Raw genomic sequence first — 17,195 nt, forward strand, 5'->3', positions numbered from 1 at the left:
ATTTACTTATTGGTTTGCTGTTGACTGTCTTGCGAATCAGTAAATGTAATGGGGGCACATTGTGCAAAATTCGAATTTGCCTGCATAGGAAACTGGTACTGCTCACTAAATACATGCAATAGCTCTATAAAGCGTTCCTTTTTCTTTTCAGAAAAATGAGTCTGATCCAGATTGACCAAATAAAAGTTTATGGTCCCTTGCTTGGCAAAATAGATACGTTGAAAAAAAGAGGTTCGTTTTTTCCACTCAAAACCATTCTCCATAAGAAACTGTCCCAGCTCTTGCATCATAGCCCGATACTTTTCAAAAACTTTGTTTGATGCTCTTTAAATACGTTCTTTTGGGGGTTTGCATGGGTTGCACCATGATATAAACTATCCAGTTTTACAAAAGAAATACCTTGTTCTTTAGATTGTTCAAAGGTTGTAGTTACCGGTTGGGCTAAAGCAGAGTAGTTAAAAACGAGTACTAATATACAGAAGATAAAAGTTCTCATAACCTTATTACTATTAGGTTAGTATCTTATAATACTAATATAATAGTAATAAGATTTTTGTCAAACACTCGGTTATAAAATGGATTCGATTAAAGAGATGGCCTGAACTGGCGAGCTGGAATATTCGGGTTTAGGGTAGGGTAAGGTATCGATATATTCAAGGAGGGTTTGTTCGGTGTTTAACAGTACCAAAGGTTTTTGTGCTTTTAAAGCAAGCATTATTTCTGAGGTGGTTCCGGCTCCCATGCCTAAGGCAATAATCCCATCGGAAGAAAGTACGTTGATATTATTTCTGGCACTGCTCATTCCGGTAGATATTGGAATATCGATATATGGAGAGCAGCCCTCCCGGTCTTCGGTTGGCAGAATACCGATTACAAGGCCACTAGCCTGCTGGGCCCCTTTCGAGGCAGCATCCATGACCCCAATATTGCGTCCTCCTGTAAGTAGGGTCCATTCCTTTTCGGCAATTAATTTTCCTAACTGTATTGCATTTCTAATGTCTTGTTGAGTGGCACCTTCTCCCGGACCCATTACTCCAATAATAGTATTTGCCATAATCGTTGATTTTTGGAACTAAGAAAAAATGAAACGTATTACACTGGTAAATAATCAACACACTTTGAAACAGCAATAATGACGAAGACGCATTTTTCAAAAAAACTACAGCAAACGAGCACTCAATCTGATATCGCGGAAAGTAAAAAGACTGTCTTTATTCTGCATGATCAGTTAAACCTCTCTGTGTGGCCGGACTGGATTCAAGATGAAAAACCTTTACTAATATTTCTTGAATCAGAGGCCAAAAGTCGGGTATTACCATTTCATAAAAAGAAATTGGTTTATAAATGGAGCAGTATGCGTCATTTTGCTATTCATTGTTCGGAGCAGGGATTTCCGGTTTACTATGATACTATTCAAGGATGGTATGATGAGGGCTTAAAAAGTATTTTGAATCAAAGTAATGAGATGCAGCTGTACTATATGAAGCCTTCGGAGTGGGAAAGTCGTAAGCGGCTAGACAAATTAAGGGAAGAGTATGCTGATCAGGTGGAACAGCTATCAAATTCATTCTTTTTTGCGGATCTTCAAAATTGGGTTCACAAGATTGAGCCGGGTTATCGAATGGAGTACTTTTATAGGGAGATGCGCAGAGAGACGGGCTACCTAATGAACAAAGGAGAGCCAATGGGAGGAGTATGGAACTATGATGAAAAAAACCGCGAAACGGTTCCGGAGGATTATGTTATTCCCAATATCACTACGTTTTCACCTGATAAAATTACCGAAGAAGTAATTGGAATAGTGAAAAAACAATATGATGACCATTTTGGGAGTATTTCTGGATTTGAATATGCGGTTAATCGAAAACAGGCAACTCAATTATTAGAAGAATTTATTGACGAACGATTGGCAGATTTTGGTCCCTATGAAGATGCGATGGTCTCTGGAGAGGCTACTTTATTTCATTCTTCATTCTCACTCTATCTTAATAATGGATTACTGACACCTTGGGAAATCTGCGAGAGTGCAATCAAAGCTTATAAGGCTGATAAAGCACCTATAAATTCTGTAGAGGGGTTAATACGACAAATATTGGGCTGGCGTGAATTTGTACGTATCTATTATGAAGCTATGATGCCAAAAATACGAGAGACAAACTTTTTCGACTTTTCGAATGCACTACCTGAACTTTTTTGGGGAGACGAAACAAAGATGCACTGCTTGCAGGAAAGTATAGCCCCAGTTATTGAGAGCGGTTATTCTCATCATATACAGCGATTAATGGTCTTGAGTAATTTCAGTAACCTTACAGAAACAGATCCCAGAGAGCTCAACAAATGGTTTTGGCTAGCATATATTGATGCCTATGAATGGGTAGTTCTTCCGAATGTGTTGGGGATGTCTACCTTTGCAGATGGTGGTGTGTTGGCTTCAAAGCCGTATGTAAGTAGTGGAAATTATATTAACAAAATGAGCAATTATTGTAAGCATTGTGATTATAGTATCAGTAAAAAGACCGGTAAGGGGGCATGCCCATTTAATTATCTCTATTGGAATTTTGTAAATAAACAGCGCGAGGGTTTTGAGAAAAGTGGACGTAATAGTTTTATGGTCAGTATGTATGACAAGAAATCTGCTGATGATAAAAAGGCAATTAAACATTCGACAGAACAGTTCTTAGCAGAACTGGAAAGGTCGTAATTTATTTAAAAATTAATATTTTAGTACTGATAAATATTTATGGAAGGAATTAATAATAAGCGCGTTTTTAAACGAAATGATGAAAAGCCAAACGGGGAAGGTGATTATGTTCTTTACTGGATGCAGATAAACAGGCGTTTTCAGTATAATTTTGCGTTGGAATATGCCGTTAAGTTGGCAAACCATCTAAATAAGCCTCTGCTAATTTACGAGGGGCTTAGCTGTGATTATCCTTGGGCAGCAGATCGTTTTCATTATTTCCTAATGGAAGGAATGGCAGAAAACCGGGCTTATGCTCAAAGAAATGATCTTAATTATTACTCCTATCTTGAGGATGAACCGGGAGCAGGTGATGGTTTGCTATATGCATTGGCAAATGACGCTTGTGCTGTTGTTTCAGATGAATATCCCGTTTTCATAATCCGTGAACATAATGAGAAGGTCGGTCCTAAACTTGATATCCCATATACAACGGTAGATTCCAATGGCCTTATTCCATTAGGGATTACGGAAAAGGCTCCATATAATGCTTATTTCTTTCGTAAAATAATGCAGCGAAACTTTTTAAGCTGCTATAAAAATGGGCCAAAGAAAAATCCGTTAAAAGAATTAGAAAACAGAAGTACGGTTACTTTACCTTCAAAGTTTTTAAATAAGTATCCTCGTGCTAATTCACATCTTGATGAGCCTGATTCTTTTATCAGTTCGTTAGATATCAACCATGAGGTCGATAAAATTGAGTTGGATGGTAGCCGAGAGGCTGCATTAACTCGATTAGATCAATTTATTCAAAACGGACTAAAGGAATATGATGACAAACGTAATGATCCGGATGAGGAAAAAACAAGTCGGTTAAGTCCTTGGCTGCATTTTGGTAAAATATCGGAGTACGAGATTGTAGATGCTGTTTTAAAGCACCAGCCGAAAGGGTGGGACCTTGAGGATATTACTTTTAACAAGGGATCAACTGGCGGTTTCTTTAACGGTGATCCCAATGTGGATGGATTCTTGGATGAAGTGATTACTTGGCGGGAAGTTGGCTTCCATTTTGCCCATCATGAGCCGGACTATGATACGTATGATTCTCTGCCCGACTGGGCGTTGAAGACTCTTGAAAAACATAAAAATGATCCGCGCGAGTATATTTATGAGTTGGAAGAGTTTGCCCAGTCACAAACCCACGATGAGATCTGGAATGCAGCACAGACACAGTTGCGAGAGGAGGGGATTATCCATAATTATCTGCGAATGCTGTGGGGCAAAAAGGTGCTTGAGTGGACGCCCAATCCTGAGACCGCTTTGGCATATTTGATTGAACTCAATAATCGGTATGCAATTGATGGACGTGATCCCAATAGCTATTCGGGTATTTTCTGGATATTTGGGAGGTTCGACCGTGCATGGCAAGAACGCCCGATCTATGGGAAAACTCGCTATATGACCAGTGATAGCACAAGAAAGAAAGTTAAGCTTGATGAATATCTGCAGAAATATGGAAGCCGGGGCAGTCAGCAGGCATTGGAGCTATGAAGTAAAGAAGGTGTAAAGGTTAGAACTCTTCAATTAACTTGCTAACTAGTTTAGCAAAATCTTCTTTACGAGAGTCAGCTGCTGCATTAACCTCGTTATGGTCTAATTTACCCTTGGTAACTCCGGAGGCCATGTTACTGATGAGCGAAATGGCAACTGATTTCAATTCCAGTCGTGCTGCTTCAAAAAGTTCGGGGGCCGTTGACATACCCACAGCATCAGCACCCATTTTACGAAATGAGCGTATTTCGGCCTTGGTTTCATAGTTGGGCCCCGTTACATACATGTAAGTGCCCTGCTGGGTAACTAGCTTTAAGTCAGCTGCCAAGCTGCGTACTTTATCCACCCATTGGTGGTGCAGGTAACGGTGTTTAGAATAGCCGCGTGGAGAGATAGACAGATTATTACGAATAACGCCTTCAATTACCATCAAGTCACCTACTGAAAATGAGGTATTAATAGCACCTGCTGCATTTGAAATGATAAGCTTTTTAGCCCCAAGTGCATCGGCGATATAAACAGGGGTGGCAGTTTCTTCAAACGAAAAACCTTCGTAGTGATGGAAACGTCCCGAAAAGGCTATCATCTGCTTTCCATTTATTTCTCCAAAAATCAGTTCACCGGCATGTCCCTCTACCGAAGAATGAGGCATCCCAGGAATATCACTGTACGGTATTTTGTTGGGTCTCTGGATAGCATCAGCAAAGCTGCCTAGCCCGGATCCTAAAATGACAGCTGCTTCAAGCTTTTTGCCCCCTTTTTCTTCCAAGTAGTTAATAATAGACGTAGTAAAGTCGGGTAATGACATAATTATATGGCTTCAATTTTATATCCCTGTTGTTCGTCATAATCGGTGAGCATAAAGAGCGGGTGGTGCGAGTCGTGATACCCCATCAACATAAATTGTTCTTCGTAAGCCCTTTTTAGCAGCTGTTTACGAGCAAGCATACTCTGGTTGGCATCAAAATCATATTTGGCAGCAAATTTCCGGTTGACCTCACCGCGTGTTGCCAGTACATCTCCAGCCATCATATACTTTTGAGAACCGTCATCTAAGAGGAGTACCTGTGAAAATTCAGTATGCCCGCCAATTTTTTGTACAGTAATTTCCGGATAGGGTTGGTCCTCATCATCCATTAAGTGCAGATCTGCTTTAGCATCCAGAAAATGGATAAACTGCGTTTTTTCTTCGTCGTAATATTCTTCTTTTTCTATGGTTTTTTTCCAGCCTTTTTTAGAGACCCATAGTTTGGCATCCGGAAAAGTAAGTTCCCAGAAACCGGAAGACCGACCGGCTAACCCACCAATATGATCATAGTGCAGGTGGCTGGCAAAGATGTCGGTGATCTCATATTCTGTAAGTCCGTATTCCGCAAGATTTTCCTTAATTGTTTCGGTGCTTGTACCTTCTCCAAAATCACCGATACCTACATCAAACAGAATGTTTTTGTTGCCTGATTGAATTAGAAAAGGATTAAGGGAAATTTTCAATGCTCCTTTGGCGGGGGAATCATTGCGGTCAATACGATTAAACTTTTTATCAAGTCCAACACTAAAGGTGCCTTCATACAGGGCATGTGCGGATATCGTTTTTGTGTTCATATTGCTCTACAAAGAAGTGAAAAGTTAATGCCGGGAGAGGAGTTGCCGGTGAACTTATTATAAATTATTGATTCTTATTTTCGTGCTTGTCATAGGCTTCGATAATTTCACGTACTAGCTTGTGGCGAACAACATCTTCTTCATTAAGGTAAACAAAAGATATTCCTTCAATATCTTTCAGGATTCTCTGAATAGATATGAGGCCAGACTGTTTTTTCCGTGGGAGGTCGGTTTGGGTAATATCTCCGGTAATAATAGCCCGGCTGTTAAAGCCGATACGTGTTAAAAACATCTTCATCTGCATGTTAGTTGCATTTTGTGCCTCATCTAAAATTACAAATGCATTATTAAGTGTGCGTCCTCGCATATAGGCGAGTGGAGCAATCTCAATGATATTTTTTGCCAGATATAGTTCCAGGCGATCATATTCGATCATATCCTCAAGTGCATCATAAAGGGGGCGCAGGTAGGGATCGATCTTTTCTCGTAAATCTCCGGGTAAGAAGCCAAGGGTTTCACCGGCTTCTACTGCCGGTCGTGCCAGTATAATTTTTTTTACTTTCTGTTGTTTGAGGGCCCGAACGGCAAGAGCTACTGAGGTATAGGTCTTTCCTGTGCCTGCAGGTCCAATAGTAAACACGATATCATTGGTTGCCGAAGCCTCAACAATCTTCTTTTGTCCGGGTGTTTTTGCTGTTATAGCTTCACCATCATGAGTGTTAGTGATAAAATCTCCCGAAATTCGGGTGTCACGAAGGGGATTCGGCTTTTTTGATTTGCGATTGCTGTTCTTAAGAGCCAAAACAGTATCAAGATCATCTTCGGTGAGATCGTCATTGCCTTTAGCCATATTAATGAGCTCATCAAAAATAGAAATAAGCTCTTCACGATCTTCTTCCGGACCGCTTATCTTGATACTCCCCCCCCTTGCAGTGAGCTTAGTATCGGGATAAGCCTCATCCAGTTTTTTAAGATGTTCATCATGAAAACCCAGGATAATAACTGGTTCTACATCTTCAATAGTGTATGTTTCGCTACTAATTGTTGATTGGTCTGCGATAGGAAACTGTTGGTTTAGTTAAAACTGAACTCTTAAAATAAGGAAATTGTATGAAAATTTTGTAGAGGCAATTTTCTTAATCTCAAAAAAGCTTAGAGTACAAATAATACCATTAGTTGAATCTGGATATCTTGTAGTTGCTAAATTATACTATAGTCTCTTTACCTATTTGAGCTCTTTTTTTAAGGGTGGAAATACTTTCTTGCATATCATCGGCTTTAAATACCGCACTGCCGGCTACAAGAACTTCTGCACCAGCCTGGGCTATTTTTTGGATGTTATGCGGTTTTACTCCACCGTCAACTTCAATGACAAAATCGGTACCGGTTTGTTCTCGCATCTGTACCAGTTGTTGTAATCGTTGATAGGTAGAGGGAATAAAAGATTGACCGCCAAAGCCGGGATTGACACTCATAAGCAGGACCATTTCGATTTCTCCTAAAATAGGCTTTATCGCCTCAAGTGAAGTGCCCGGATTGACAGCTACACCGGCAGTGATGTTTTGTGAGTGGATATTTTGAACTGTTCGGTGCAGGTGGGGGCAAGTTTCTTGGTGAACGGTAATATGGTTAGCACCTGCCGTAACGAAAGCTTGTATATATTTATCTGGGTTTTCTATCATAAGGTGTACATCCAGAAAAGCATCTGTAGATCGGTTGGCAGCTTCTACAATTCCGGGACCGTAGCTGATATTTGGAACAAAATGACCATCCATAACATCACAGTGCAGCCACCGGATGTCAGCTTTATTACATTGTTCAATCTCTTTACCGAGTCTACTGAAATCAGCTGCTAAAATTGAAGGTGCTAAAATAGGAAGTTCAAAATCCATGGTAAGGTTAATTCTTTGTTGTATCGGGAACTGCTATGTTTTGTGTGGTATCGATAATAGCCCCGGATTCACTTTCTTCTTTTAAATTATGACGTTCCGAGACAACCAACTTGAGCGTTTTTCCAATAACTACTTGCTTTTTTTTAGGTTGGTAATCCAGTATTACATTCGGATCTACTTCTTTGCTTGATTTAAATCGAATTTCGCCTACGCGGAGGCCAACTTTCTGTAATTTCTGTTGTGCTTCTGAAAGTCTTAATCCCCTAATATTAGGAATAGTCACCATTTTTTCGCCTAGCCCATCACTAACAGCAAGGTCTATAAGAGTTCCTTTTGGTACTACTGTTTCGGGATCTATTGATTGACGGAGCACTCTGTTTTTAAACCGGGATGACTCATAACTTACGGTTCCGATGTCGAGCCCATAGTTCTGTAGTTGTAACCGAGCATTTCGGTAAGAGAGATTCACAACATCCGGAACCTTTACAGTTGGGTTAGATTCGGTATTAACAGTAAGGTAGATCTTACGATTCGGTTTGACAATTTCAGCGGGAGAGGGCGTTTGGTCTATAACATAATCAGCGGGATATGCGGTATTCGATCGGCGTTCGGCTACTTCGGAACGCAGTCCGTATGTTTCTAATTGTTCTTGTGCTTCGTCAAGAGATATTTGAGATACATCAGGTACCGTTAAACCTTCATCATAATTTGTATAGGCCGGCATAATGATGGTATCAGCTAATATAAGAAGCAAGGCCCCCAGTGCTATGGTAGAGGCGCCGATGATATAAAAAGTTTTGCTGGTAAAGATCTTTTTAAGTTTCGACATCATGGGCGAAAAATACGGTTCTTTGAGGATTACTTAAAAATGATATTTAAGTGAAAAGCTTTTATATGGATTTAAAAAATTGGTATGCGTTTCTAATCGGTTATTTTTAATCTTGACCGTCAGGAATGAATCAAACGCAGATACAATATGATTTAGTATAAGGAGTGATACCATGTTCCCGGCTAAGCGATAGCTGTCATTGAACTGTTCGGCAAGATCTGCACCTCGGAAAAAGTACCTAGACATATCTGAACCATCCCACGATAGTTGATATTTTGAAGTGAAGTCACTCCAGCCTGGTCCAAATTGATAATATTTGCTGATCAGTTCATAGTATTGCTGTGAGCCATAGTCTGGCATCACATGAGAAAACTTATTTCCAATTCCATCATCCGAAAAGACAAATGGAGTATTACGTTCAACATTTCTAAGCAACTCAAGGTCAACTTTGTTCCAATCCTTGTCAGGATCATAGTTAGCTGTTACCCCAGAAATTTCGTTTGCCAGTTCATTGATATAAGGGTTATTAATTTGTTGGTTTTGATCATGGTATTCTACCAACCATTTGGCATAATTAACCACGCTCCAGTTATTGTTGGCGAATCTTTTGTATTGCCGTTCTTCGGCCCTGGCATCACGAAGGTTTTTAATATGCATCCCTACGAAAATGATCTCTGCAAGAAAATATGCTCCTGCCCGTATCCACTTGCCATTGGCTGCTTGTCCGCTTCCGGGAACGATTGCAGAGCTTAAAAGGGCTAAGCCTGCTTTTTTACGGATTGGCTGAAAGAAAGGGGTTGAAGCAGTATAGTTTATCTTGGGTTGTAGTTCTTGAATAGTGATATTGCTTGCATTCGAGGATGAGTTGTTAGGTTGTGCTCGAACTGCTGTGAGTAGGCCCAAGAGTAAAAATAATATACTGATTCCTTTTTTAGTCATTGTTGAGAACATCAAAATCAAAAGTTAATCCAAAGTGGAATATTAGGTCATTTCCATAATTTACAGTGCCACTTGATGTTTTCGTAATAAATTCATCGGGTAAGTTAATATCAAAATTGTTGAAACCATATGCACCACTTACAAAAAGTTTCAAAGGAAATAGATAATAACTATTGAAGGCAAATCGTAGTTCTGCTCCGACTCCACTTTTAATAGTTTCATTAATATCAAGTGGTCCACCCCACCCATTACCGGCTTCGCCAAATAATCTCAGGTATAATTTATCTAAACTATGACGACCTAATTGTTGGTTAATATTACGAATAATTGGGAAGTTATATGAAATCTGTGCTATCGCCGTACTATTGCCACCGATAGCAAAATAGGGATAGCTGCGCATGCCGGTAAAACCGCCTATATAATCAAGATAAAAAGCATCATTGGGCTGATTGAAGTAGCTGAATCCACGGCCGTAAATTGATATTGCAGAACTATTTGAGAGTGGGTAACCAAACCGAATGGTTGCTTCCAGTGAATGATTATTGACAGATTTATAAACGGGAGATAGAGTATTGTCTTCAATCTCGTAGTCATCCAGTAATTTGCTGGGCTCATAAGAATAACGAATCAAGCTTCGGAGCCCAATAGGAGCAACGTCATTATGGGGATATCGTAGCAGGTTTTCATATACATAGGCTGCTGTGAAGGTGGTCCCTTTATAGTATTCAGAGGAGGATGAAGGAATGAACTGCTGGATCTCTCGGGAATAGAAACCGTCTGTTTGAACCTTATAAGGACTGTATCGGGCCCCAACTTCAACTACGTTGTGGGCATCAATTTTACTTCGCAGATAAAGATTAGCCTCCCAGATATTATATGCAATATCAGCAGAGGTGGTATCGGGCAGGCAAGAAGTACAGGAGAACTCTTCAATTGATAAGCCGTTGGCCACATTGCGTCGCATATTGTATAGCTCAACAGAGACAGTAGGAGACCACTTCTTTTCAATAAATGGTAATCCCTCGTATTCTATGATGGTAAAAAGGTCTCGATCTAGATCGGTTAACCGGGAAGGAGAAACGAAGTTACCAATGCTATTACTGGGTTCAGAAGCTATTCCAAAAAGAGCGCCGCCAAAAATATTTAGTTTATCAGTGACTTCGCGTGAGCTGAAATAGGTGCCTATTTTAAGGTCTCGGAGTAGGTTTTTACCCAAATCCCCAAATCGTCCGGCGGTAAGTAATCGACCATTATTCCCATATTTTTTTGAATAATTATCGAATCGCAGGACTGGGTAAAAACTGAAACTTGTATAGTTATTTTCGTAAGTCGTTAGAACAGGAGAATTAAGGTGCCCACGACCATTCATATTAAGCTGTAGCGTATCTTTTTGAGTCAATTGCTGCAACTTGGCATGAGGCAATGCTTCAATATGGGTAAGGTCAGGTCGTATTGGAATTTTATCCAGCGTTTTAAGGGAAAGGTTCGATTGTTGGTAACTGCCTTTGTTTAGTTGATTAGTTTTGGTAGATAGATCTATCCCTGAAATAACGTAACCTTCGGCTTTAAATTCGGCAAAATAGAGCTTGTTTCCAGATTGGTGTGGCATAAAAGAGCCTCCCAACACATTTGTCAGCTTTTGTGCTTTAGGGTCTTTATTATTCAATGGAATGCGATAGATATTATAAATACCATCCGGATCAGCTGAATAATAGAGATAGTTTCCGGAGCTACCTACGAAGGGATCACGATAATTAGTAAGCGTATCGTTGAGTACCGGCCTGGTTTCACCGCTTTCGATATCGAGGTAATATATATTCCTGGAATAGGAATCGGCTGTTGAAAAGTAGATACTATTGCCCTTGGGATGCCAGGTCGGCGTATAAACTTGTTGACCTTTCGTAAAAGTTGTCAGGGGGGTAATGGTTCCGGTTTTTAAATCTATCTCGGATAGGTTACTGCTTCCCCCAGTTTGTTGAACAGCAACCGCCTTCTGTTTCTCTGGATGCCAGGCCGGAGATGTAAGTCGTTTGCTGTGGGTGAGCCTCTGTTTAGAAGCTGAATCTATGTTGTAAATAAAGAGATCATTATAGCGTTCTCCGAAACGGTTTAGCTTCTGTTTACTAAAGATTAATGATTGGCCATCGGGGGAGTACGAAAAAGAAGATTGAATATGCTTGAGTACTGGTTCGCCGGAATGCTTTTTCGTCTGTTTGGGATAAGAGTTAGGGGGAATCCCTATATTTATCGCATGACTATTTTTTTTACCATCTGTCAAAGGTTCTATAAAAAGTTGTGTGTCGGAAGATTGAAAATTTCTATTCGAAAGGTATGCAATATTTTTTCTATCCGGTGACAGGTTGGGGTAGAAGTTGAAAAAACCGCTATCCTGTACGGTTTCGGTACTAGTAAATACTTGTTCTGAAGTGGCATCAGTATAGTTTTCAGTAGAATGGTCAATGAAATCCTGGAATAATATATGTGCTTCTATTCCGGTTGCTGCTTTTAGTGCTTCATCGATGGTAAAAGTTCCGTCATAAGCTAAAGCCTCAGATATCTTAGGAATGATGGACTCCCCAAAGCGATTGGCCAAATAGGTAGTAAAGGCAAAGCCCTGGTTATAAATACGTTCTCGTTGCAGGGCATTTTTAGAGGTAAAAAATGTCATTCCATCAAAAGAGATAGGACTCTCATTAAGTAGGGCAGTACGGAAGAGCATGTCGCGGTGTGAATCCCAAAAGTCGTGGTAAAAATTACTCCGTTGATATTGGGCTACGCCTTCGGCAAACCATGCTGGTACATTAATACTGGCAAAAGGATAGGTGAGGATACCTTTGGGATATCCATAGAGTACATCGGGCCTGCGTACATCGGAGTATGAAAGCCATTGAAGGTATATAGCCGGTAGGCGACGTCCCTTTTTCATAGCAACTTGCAGCTGTACAATATGCGTGAACTCGTGGCTGATAACATCCCAAAGCCAATCTTGCGAACCACGTAATGGACTATTTAAGGAAGGTACCCATATTTCGATCTGGTTATCAAAAAAGTAGGCAGCACCGTTGGAGTAATCTTCACGATCATTGAGGACGATATCTATCTTGGTGTCTGGTTCATACTGGTATAAGGAGGTAATGGACGGATAAACTTCTTCGGCTATTCGAGAAGCTACCTGAGCAGATCGACTGTTTCCTTGTTGGAAATGAACCTGGAAGTGTTCGCTATTAACAGTGAACCAAGGAAGATGGTTTTGGGGATAGTTATATTGCCTGGGGGAAAGCTGTGCCATTGCAGAATGTGAAAGGCTTGCAAACCCAATCCCGAAAACGAGAAGAACGATATATAGATATTTACTTCTCATTTAATGTACTACCACTATTTTTATCATTTTTTGGGCTTTTTCCCCGTCTACCGTTGCAGTAACCATAGCAAAGTATAATCCGCTACTCCAGTTCTGAGTATCAATGCGATGTTCCTCTGGGGCTTCACCAGTAGCTACAATTCGTTTATCAAGGATAACTGAACCTCCAGCCGTAATTATCTTTAAATCCACTTCTCCTGCAGACGAAGTTTGGAATCGTATATTTGTATAATCTTTTGCCGGATTTGGCCAATTATAGGTTTCCTTTTTAACCAATACTTGTGATTCTCCCTCGGTAGAAGGGAGAGATGGATTGTTGAGAGAACCGGTTATTTTGTTGTAGGGTTCATTTCCATAGCGGCTTTTCCATAACACCTCTTTAATAGAAGTAAGTTGCCATGCTTTTAACTCACCATGGTGGCTAATTGCATATAATGTATTATTATTAATAAAAGGATGTATAGGGAGGTTCTTACGTTTTGATATTCCGCCTACATAAAGTGGGAAGCCATCAACATCTTCACTGCGACTGTTATACGCTTGGATATTCATACCTAGGCTATCTTGTGTTGGAATATAGAGGTGATGCTGATCTGTTTGTTTAATATCAGCGATAAGTGGGGTGCCCACAAAAGTATTTCCCGGGGGTGGTTCTACAGGAAAATAAGAGAGCATTGCCCCGTTGATATTTCGGGCTTCAAGCGCTCCCGTTTTTTTATTGATAAATAAGAAATCCAGGTTGTTATCACCGTTGATATCTGCCATTGCCGGCCAGCCAATAGCAGTGTCTTTAACAATATGGAGGGGAGACGAACTTCGAGAATCAAAAAGTAAAAGACTGTTATCGGTCAGGAGAAAAAAGCCTGAATCGTCTTTTGAAAGTTGAACTGCCCCGGTATAAAGTCGGGCAGAGGAAGTAGGGATATCGTATGATCTATTATCAGCAGTAATTTGGAGCTCATTATTAACAATTTGAGCATATTTGCCATTGATTGCACCAGATCGTTGGCTATTAGCGGGTAATGGGTTTAAGAAAGAACCGTCGGAGATATCAATACGTTGTGCAGTGAAATCAAGCAGTAATGTTTGATCATTTAGTGAACTCAGGAATCCACTGTTAGCGTTGGCTTGGGTATTCCATTTATTAACCCATTGGGTACCATCCCACCGCCATGACATTAAATTGATAGTATTAGAGGTGGGTTCTTCCGCTAAAATAAGCGAGTTTCCTCGATATGGTTGTTGTGGTGTGCCTGATTGAAAATCGAAAGGGGGAGTGCTGGTATCAGATAATTGAACGGCATAGGTTGATTGTTGGCTGGGGATAATTAAAAAAGAATCGGCGGTGCTTTGATATACCGAAAGCTCCATTGGATAAGATCGACTGTAGGCCTCCGTTTGCTTAACATAGGTTTTTTGGTCCTGGATCGTCTTATGGGGAAGAGATGCAGGATGAATGTTTTTAGTTGTTAAAGGGCGTACTTTGAATGTAGCTACTTTCTGGTTATCCGAAAAATCATAAAACTCGAAAAAACTACGGGCCCCTGAGTTGCTATGATTTGAAGGATGAGTGTCTGGACCAAAACGGTTATCATATAATGTGAGCGTATCGCCGGAAAGGGTAACCACAGAGGCATCATTATTATTCCACCAAAAATCAAAGGCGGTGCCCCGGGCTTGCGTACTTAAATTACTGTTAGCAGGCCGGCCAATATCTTGGGCTCCATCGGCTTCTTCTAGGTCGACCCCGCGTCGTTGGGGGTCGATATTAATCCCTTGGGAATATAGGGATTCATTTATGAGTGCTTCATCAATATGCCAGAGAAGGATACCTCCATTGAGAAGACGATCATCGCCTGTATTTTCCTCTCCGTCATCTCCCACTGTCATACCGCCGGGCAGACTCCAGTCAAAGGTACTAACATCGGTTACAACTCCTTTTTCCAAAAGAGCGGTGAATCCATTTGTTTGATTGACAAATGTCAGATTATCATTTTCAAAAGTCTGATTTTTCACATCTCCATCAGCTGTTTCAATAGTAAGTGTTACACCCTCTGTATTTGGATCGCGATGTCGGTTTTCAATTAGGAAGTATTCACTTTCGGATAAGTTGTACTTTGCAATACTGTTGTTTTGATGTAACCCAGAGGCCGGGAGGGAGATTTCTCCATTGGTATATTTATCAATTGAAAAGGGCTTTTCCCAACCCAGGAAAACTTTTTCCCATGCCGAGGGTTCGGGTGGAAATAGGCCTTGATAAGAAAAGAAGCTTTCTCCATCCATCAATCCAAATCGCCCAATTCCGGATGCTCCGGTCTCTGTATTAAAAAGGTCGGGTAAGCCCAGGTGGCTACCTATTGAGGCGGTCAACAGTCCGTTCAGGGAGAGTTGTAAAACAAATGGTTGGCCGGTTATGTCTTCGCCGGGGCGTGAAAGGGTGCGGGGAAGCACCAATGAGTTGGTAACTCGAAAAGAACTGTTATTAACTGAAAATCCATCAAAAGAAGGAAGGTTGAGCAGTGAACCAAGAGATTCTTTATTGAGATATAGAGACGGAATATCTTGTGGAGTCTTATCTAAACTTGTGCCTACTAATTCGATATCTCGGCCCACTCCAGCATGAAAAATCACAAAAGCTGTTTTTTGAGAGTCTAATGTATCAGTTGCCAGCCCCCCTTTCTGGCGAACAGCTTTCCAGGTGTCTGATACAAGTTGAGCAAGTTTTTCATTTGTAAATGTTTCGCCTGTTGGTGAATAGGTTGCCATCTTTTGGGGAAGTTGGTATATCTTATCTAAAACTTGATAAGAAATATGAATCTTTTGCCCCGATACAGTTTCAAAGTAGTTTTTTGCAAATTTCAGATGGTGTTCAAAATATGTACGGTTATGGGGGAGAGGATCGATGGTTATATCAGGGGTATCAAGATAGGAAAGGTTATCGTTTCCAAAAATCCCTTTACCGGTCGTTAGACGATTTTCGTCGGGTTGAAATTGAACACGGACTGCAATGATAGTTAAAGAGTCAGGGACATTCGTATGAAGTGATGAATGGGTAGATATTGAGTGACTCCTAACCAGCTGGTGTTGTTGTGCAGAGATAGAATAGGTAGAAAAAAGTAAAAGCATACTCACAGAGAGTATGCTTTTGAAAATCTTTAATTCCAGATCGTTCTTCATTAATCAGATCTAATCCTGAGTTATTAATTAAAAATTCAGGACTAAGCCAAATCGTGTTGTATTTGCTAAGGGATGGTTTTCATCTCCCAAAGTAGAGATATAGCTAAAGTCGATACCCACAAATTTATAGCGCAAGCCTGCTCCCAGCGTCATAAACTGACGATCACCATTATTGGGATCTTCATAATAATAGCCCGTTCTGACTGCAAATAAATCGTTATACCAGTATTCAAGGCCGGTTGCAACCATCAGCTGTTCTGCTAAAGATAATGTTGCGGTATTACCACCACCTGTTTTTCTTTCAAAACTATCCCATGATTTAAATAACGAGCCAATAGGGCCTAAAGGTTTGCCATCGGAATCTAAACGGGCCATTATTTTTGATATATCATTGGCAATAGTAATAGTATTTATGCCTTCTTTGTCAAGGTTTGTAGTAAAAGCCCAACCTACTCGTAATACTGTTGGCAAGGGATCTTTTTGACCATTATCGGTATAAGTCATATTGGGGCCTATATTCGAAATGTTTAAACCGGCATCAAATGAGGCATCCTGCTGCAGAAAAGTAAATGTATTTGATTGGTACATAGTTGCAATATCAACACCAATGCTGGAACCGGGATTGATTTTTTGGCCTTGTACATCGCCGTCAGCTAAACTACTGTAGATAAATCGAAACCCTGAGCCCAATGACCAATTTTCATTAAGTTTTAGTCCATATGATAAACCTGCAGCTAGTTCATAACTGTTAAATCGATTGATTTCATTACCTTCGGCACTTGTTCGTAACTGTTCCCCCAGATTAAGATAAGTGACGTGAGCTCCAAAAGTACCAATATCTTCCATATGATACTTGCCTACGAGGTAATCATAAAAAAGATCGGCATTAAATTGAGGTAGCCATTCACTGTGGGTAATACTTACTTGGTTACCCTTTTGAAAGGCAAGACCAGCAGGATTCCAGAATACAGCTGAAGCATTATCAGCAATGGCGACCCCCGTATTCCCCATACCGGCTGCTCGTGAGTCGGGTTCAATTTGTAGAAATGGTACTGAAGTTATACCTACTTGAGCATAAGAAATGCTGACTGAGAGTAAAAGGAATGATAAAACTGAAAGTACTTTCTTAATCATAAGGTCAGGCAATTATAAATCATTTATGAG

14 protein-coding genes are annotated in these 17,195 nt (G+C 40.4%); 2 read left to right on the forward strand and 12 right to left on the reverse strand.

The features are described 5' to 3' along the window. Nucleotides 1-2: 2 nt before the first annotated feature. From FCN14_RS00350 to FCN14_RS00360, 3 genes are all read right to left on the reverse strand, one after another. Nucleotides 3-290, reverse strand: coding sequence for a hypothetical protein (locus tag FCN14_RS00350; protein WP_138429103.1), 288 nt, complete (start codon nucleotides 288-290; stop codon nucleotides 3-5). Further along, on the reverse strand, nucleotides 287-496 hold the full coding sequence (locus FCN14_RS00355; protein WP_138429104.1) for a hypothetical protein: 210 nt from the start codon (nucleotides 494-496) through the stop codon (nucleotides 287-289). The genes FCN14_RS00350 and FCN14_RS00355 overlap by 4 nt, the downstream gene beginning before the upstream one ends. A 72-nt stretch (nucleotides 497-568) precedes the next feature. Next, on the reverse strand, nucleotides 569-1,054 hold the full coding sequence (locus tag FCN14_RS00360) for a TIGR00725 family protein (RefSeq protein WP_138429105.1): 486 nt from the start codon (nucleotides 1,052-1,054) through the stop codon (nucleotides 569-571). A 78-nt stretch (nucleotides 1,055-1,132) separates the two neighbouring features. Between FCN14_RS00360 and FCN14_RS00365 the strand changes: the two genes are divergently transcribed. Then, a complete protein-coding gene (locus tag FCN14_RS00365) occupies nucleotides 1,133-2,701 on the forward strand; it encodes a cryptochrome/photolyase family protein (RefSeq protein ID WP_138429106.1) in 1,569 nt (522 codons plus the stop codon). Nucleotides 2,702-2,740: 39 nt separating this feature from the next. Then, on the forward strand, nucleotides 2,741-4,231 hold the full coding sequence (locus tag FCN14_RS00370) for an FAD-binding domain-containing protein (RefSeq protein ID WP_138429107.1): 1,491 nt from the start codon (nucleotides 2,741-2,743) through the stop codon (nucleotides 4,229-4,231). Nucleotides 4,232-4,250: 19 nt separating this feature from the next. Here the strand turns inward: FCN14_RS00370 and FCN14_RS00375 are convergent, their stop codons facing one another. The 9 genes from FCN14_RS00375 to porV form a co-directional block, all read right to left on the reverse strand. After that, nucleotides 4,251-5,039, reverse strand: a complete 789-nt coding sequence (locus tag FCN14_RS00375) for a purine-nucleoside phosphorylase (protein ID WP_138429108.1) — start codon at nucleotides 5,037-5,039, stop codon at nucleotides 4,251-4,253. Nucleotides 5,040-5,041: 2 nt separating this feature from the next. Then, nucleotides 5,042-5,833 (reverse strand): MBL fold metallo-hydrolase, encoded by a 792-nt coding sequence (locus FCN14_RS00380; protein ID WP_138429109.1) that lies wholly within the window; start codon nucleotides 5,831-5,833, stop codon nucleotides 5,042-5,044. A gap of 64 nt (nucleotides 5,834-5,897) precedes the next feature. After that, nucleotides 5,898-6,875 carry a PhoH family protein gene (locus FCN14_RS00385; RefSeq protein WP_138429110.1) on the reverse strand — a complete coding sequence of 326 codons (978 nt, stop codon included), beginning with the start codon at nucleotides 6,873-6,875 and terminating at the stop codon, nucleotides 5,898-5,900. A gap of 163 nt (nucleotides 6,876-7,038) precedes the next feature. Continuing rightward, nucleotides 7,039-7,725, reverse strand: a complete 687-nt coding sequence (gene rpe, locus FCN14_RS00390; protein ID WP_138429111.1) for a ribulose-phosphate 3-epimerase — start codon at nucleotides 7,723-7,725, stop codon at nucleotides 7,039-7,041. A 7-nt stretch (nucleotides 7,726-7,732) separates the two neighbouring features. Next, the gene (locus tag FCN14_RS00395; protein ID WP_246043067.1) at nucleotides 7,733-8,557 is read right to left on the reverse strand and encodes a PASTA domain-containing protein; all 825 of its coding nucleotides are present in this window, start codon (nucleotides 8,555-8,557) and stop codon (nucleotides 7,733-7,735) included. Between the two features lie 30 nt (nucleotides 8,558-8,587). After that, nucleotides 8,588-9,505, reverse strand: a complete 918-nt coding sequence (locus tag FCN14_RS00400; RefSeq protein WP_171032753.1) for a hypothetical protein — start codon at nucleotides 9,503-9,505, stop codon at nucleotides 8,588-8,590. Further along, complete coding sequence (locus FCN14_RS00405; RefSeq protein ID WP_246043068.1) at nucleotides 9,486-12,782, reverse strand: hypothetical protein; 3,297 nt, start codon at nucleotides 12,780-12,782, stop codon at nucleotides 9,486-9,488. Before FCN14_RS00405 ends, FCN14_RS00400 begins: the two co-directional genes overlap by 20 nt. A 72-nt stretch (nucleotides 12,783-12,854) precedes the next feature. Then, nucleotides 12,855-16,031 (reverse strand): T9SS-dependent M6-like inactivated metalloprotease, encoded by a 3,177-nt coding sequence (locus FCN14_RS00410; RefSeq protein ID WP_138429114.1) that lies wholly within the window; start codon nucleotides 16,029-16,031, stop codon nucleotides 12,855-12,857. Between the two features lie 27 nt (nucleotides 16,032-16,058). After that, nucleotides 16,059-17,165: a type IX secretion system outer membrane channel protein PorV gene (gene porV, locus FCN14_RS00415; protein WP_138429115.1), complete on the reverse strand. Its 1,107-nt coding sequence runs from the start codon at nucleotides 17,163-17,165 to the stop codon at nucleotides 16,059-16,061. Nucleotides 17,166-17,195 lie beyond the last annotated feature (30 nt).

The organism is Fodinibius saliphilus (assembly GCF_005869845.1).
GTDB classification, from domain to species: Bacteria; Bacteroidota; Rhodothermia; order Balneolales; family Balneolaceae; genus Fodinibius; species Fodinibius saliphilus.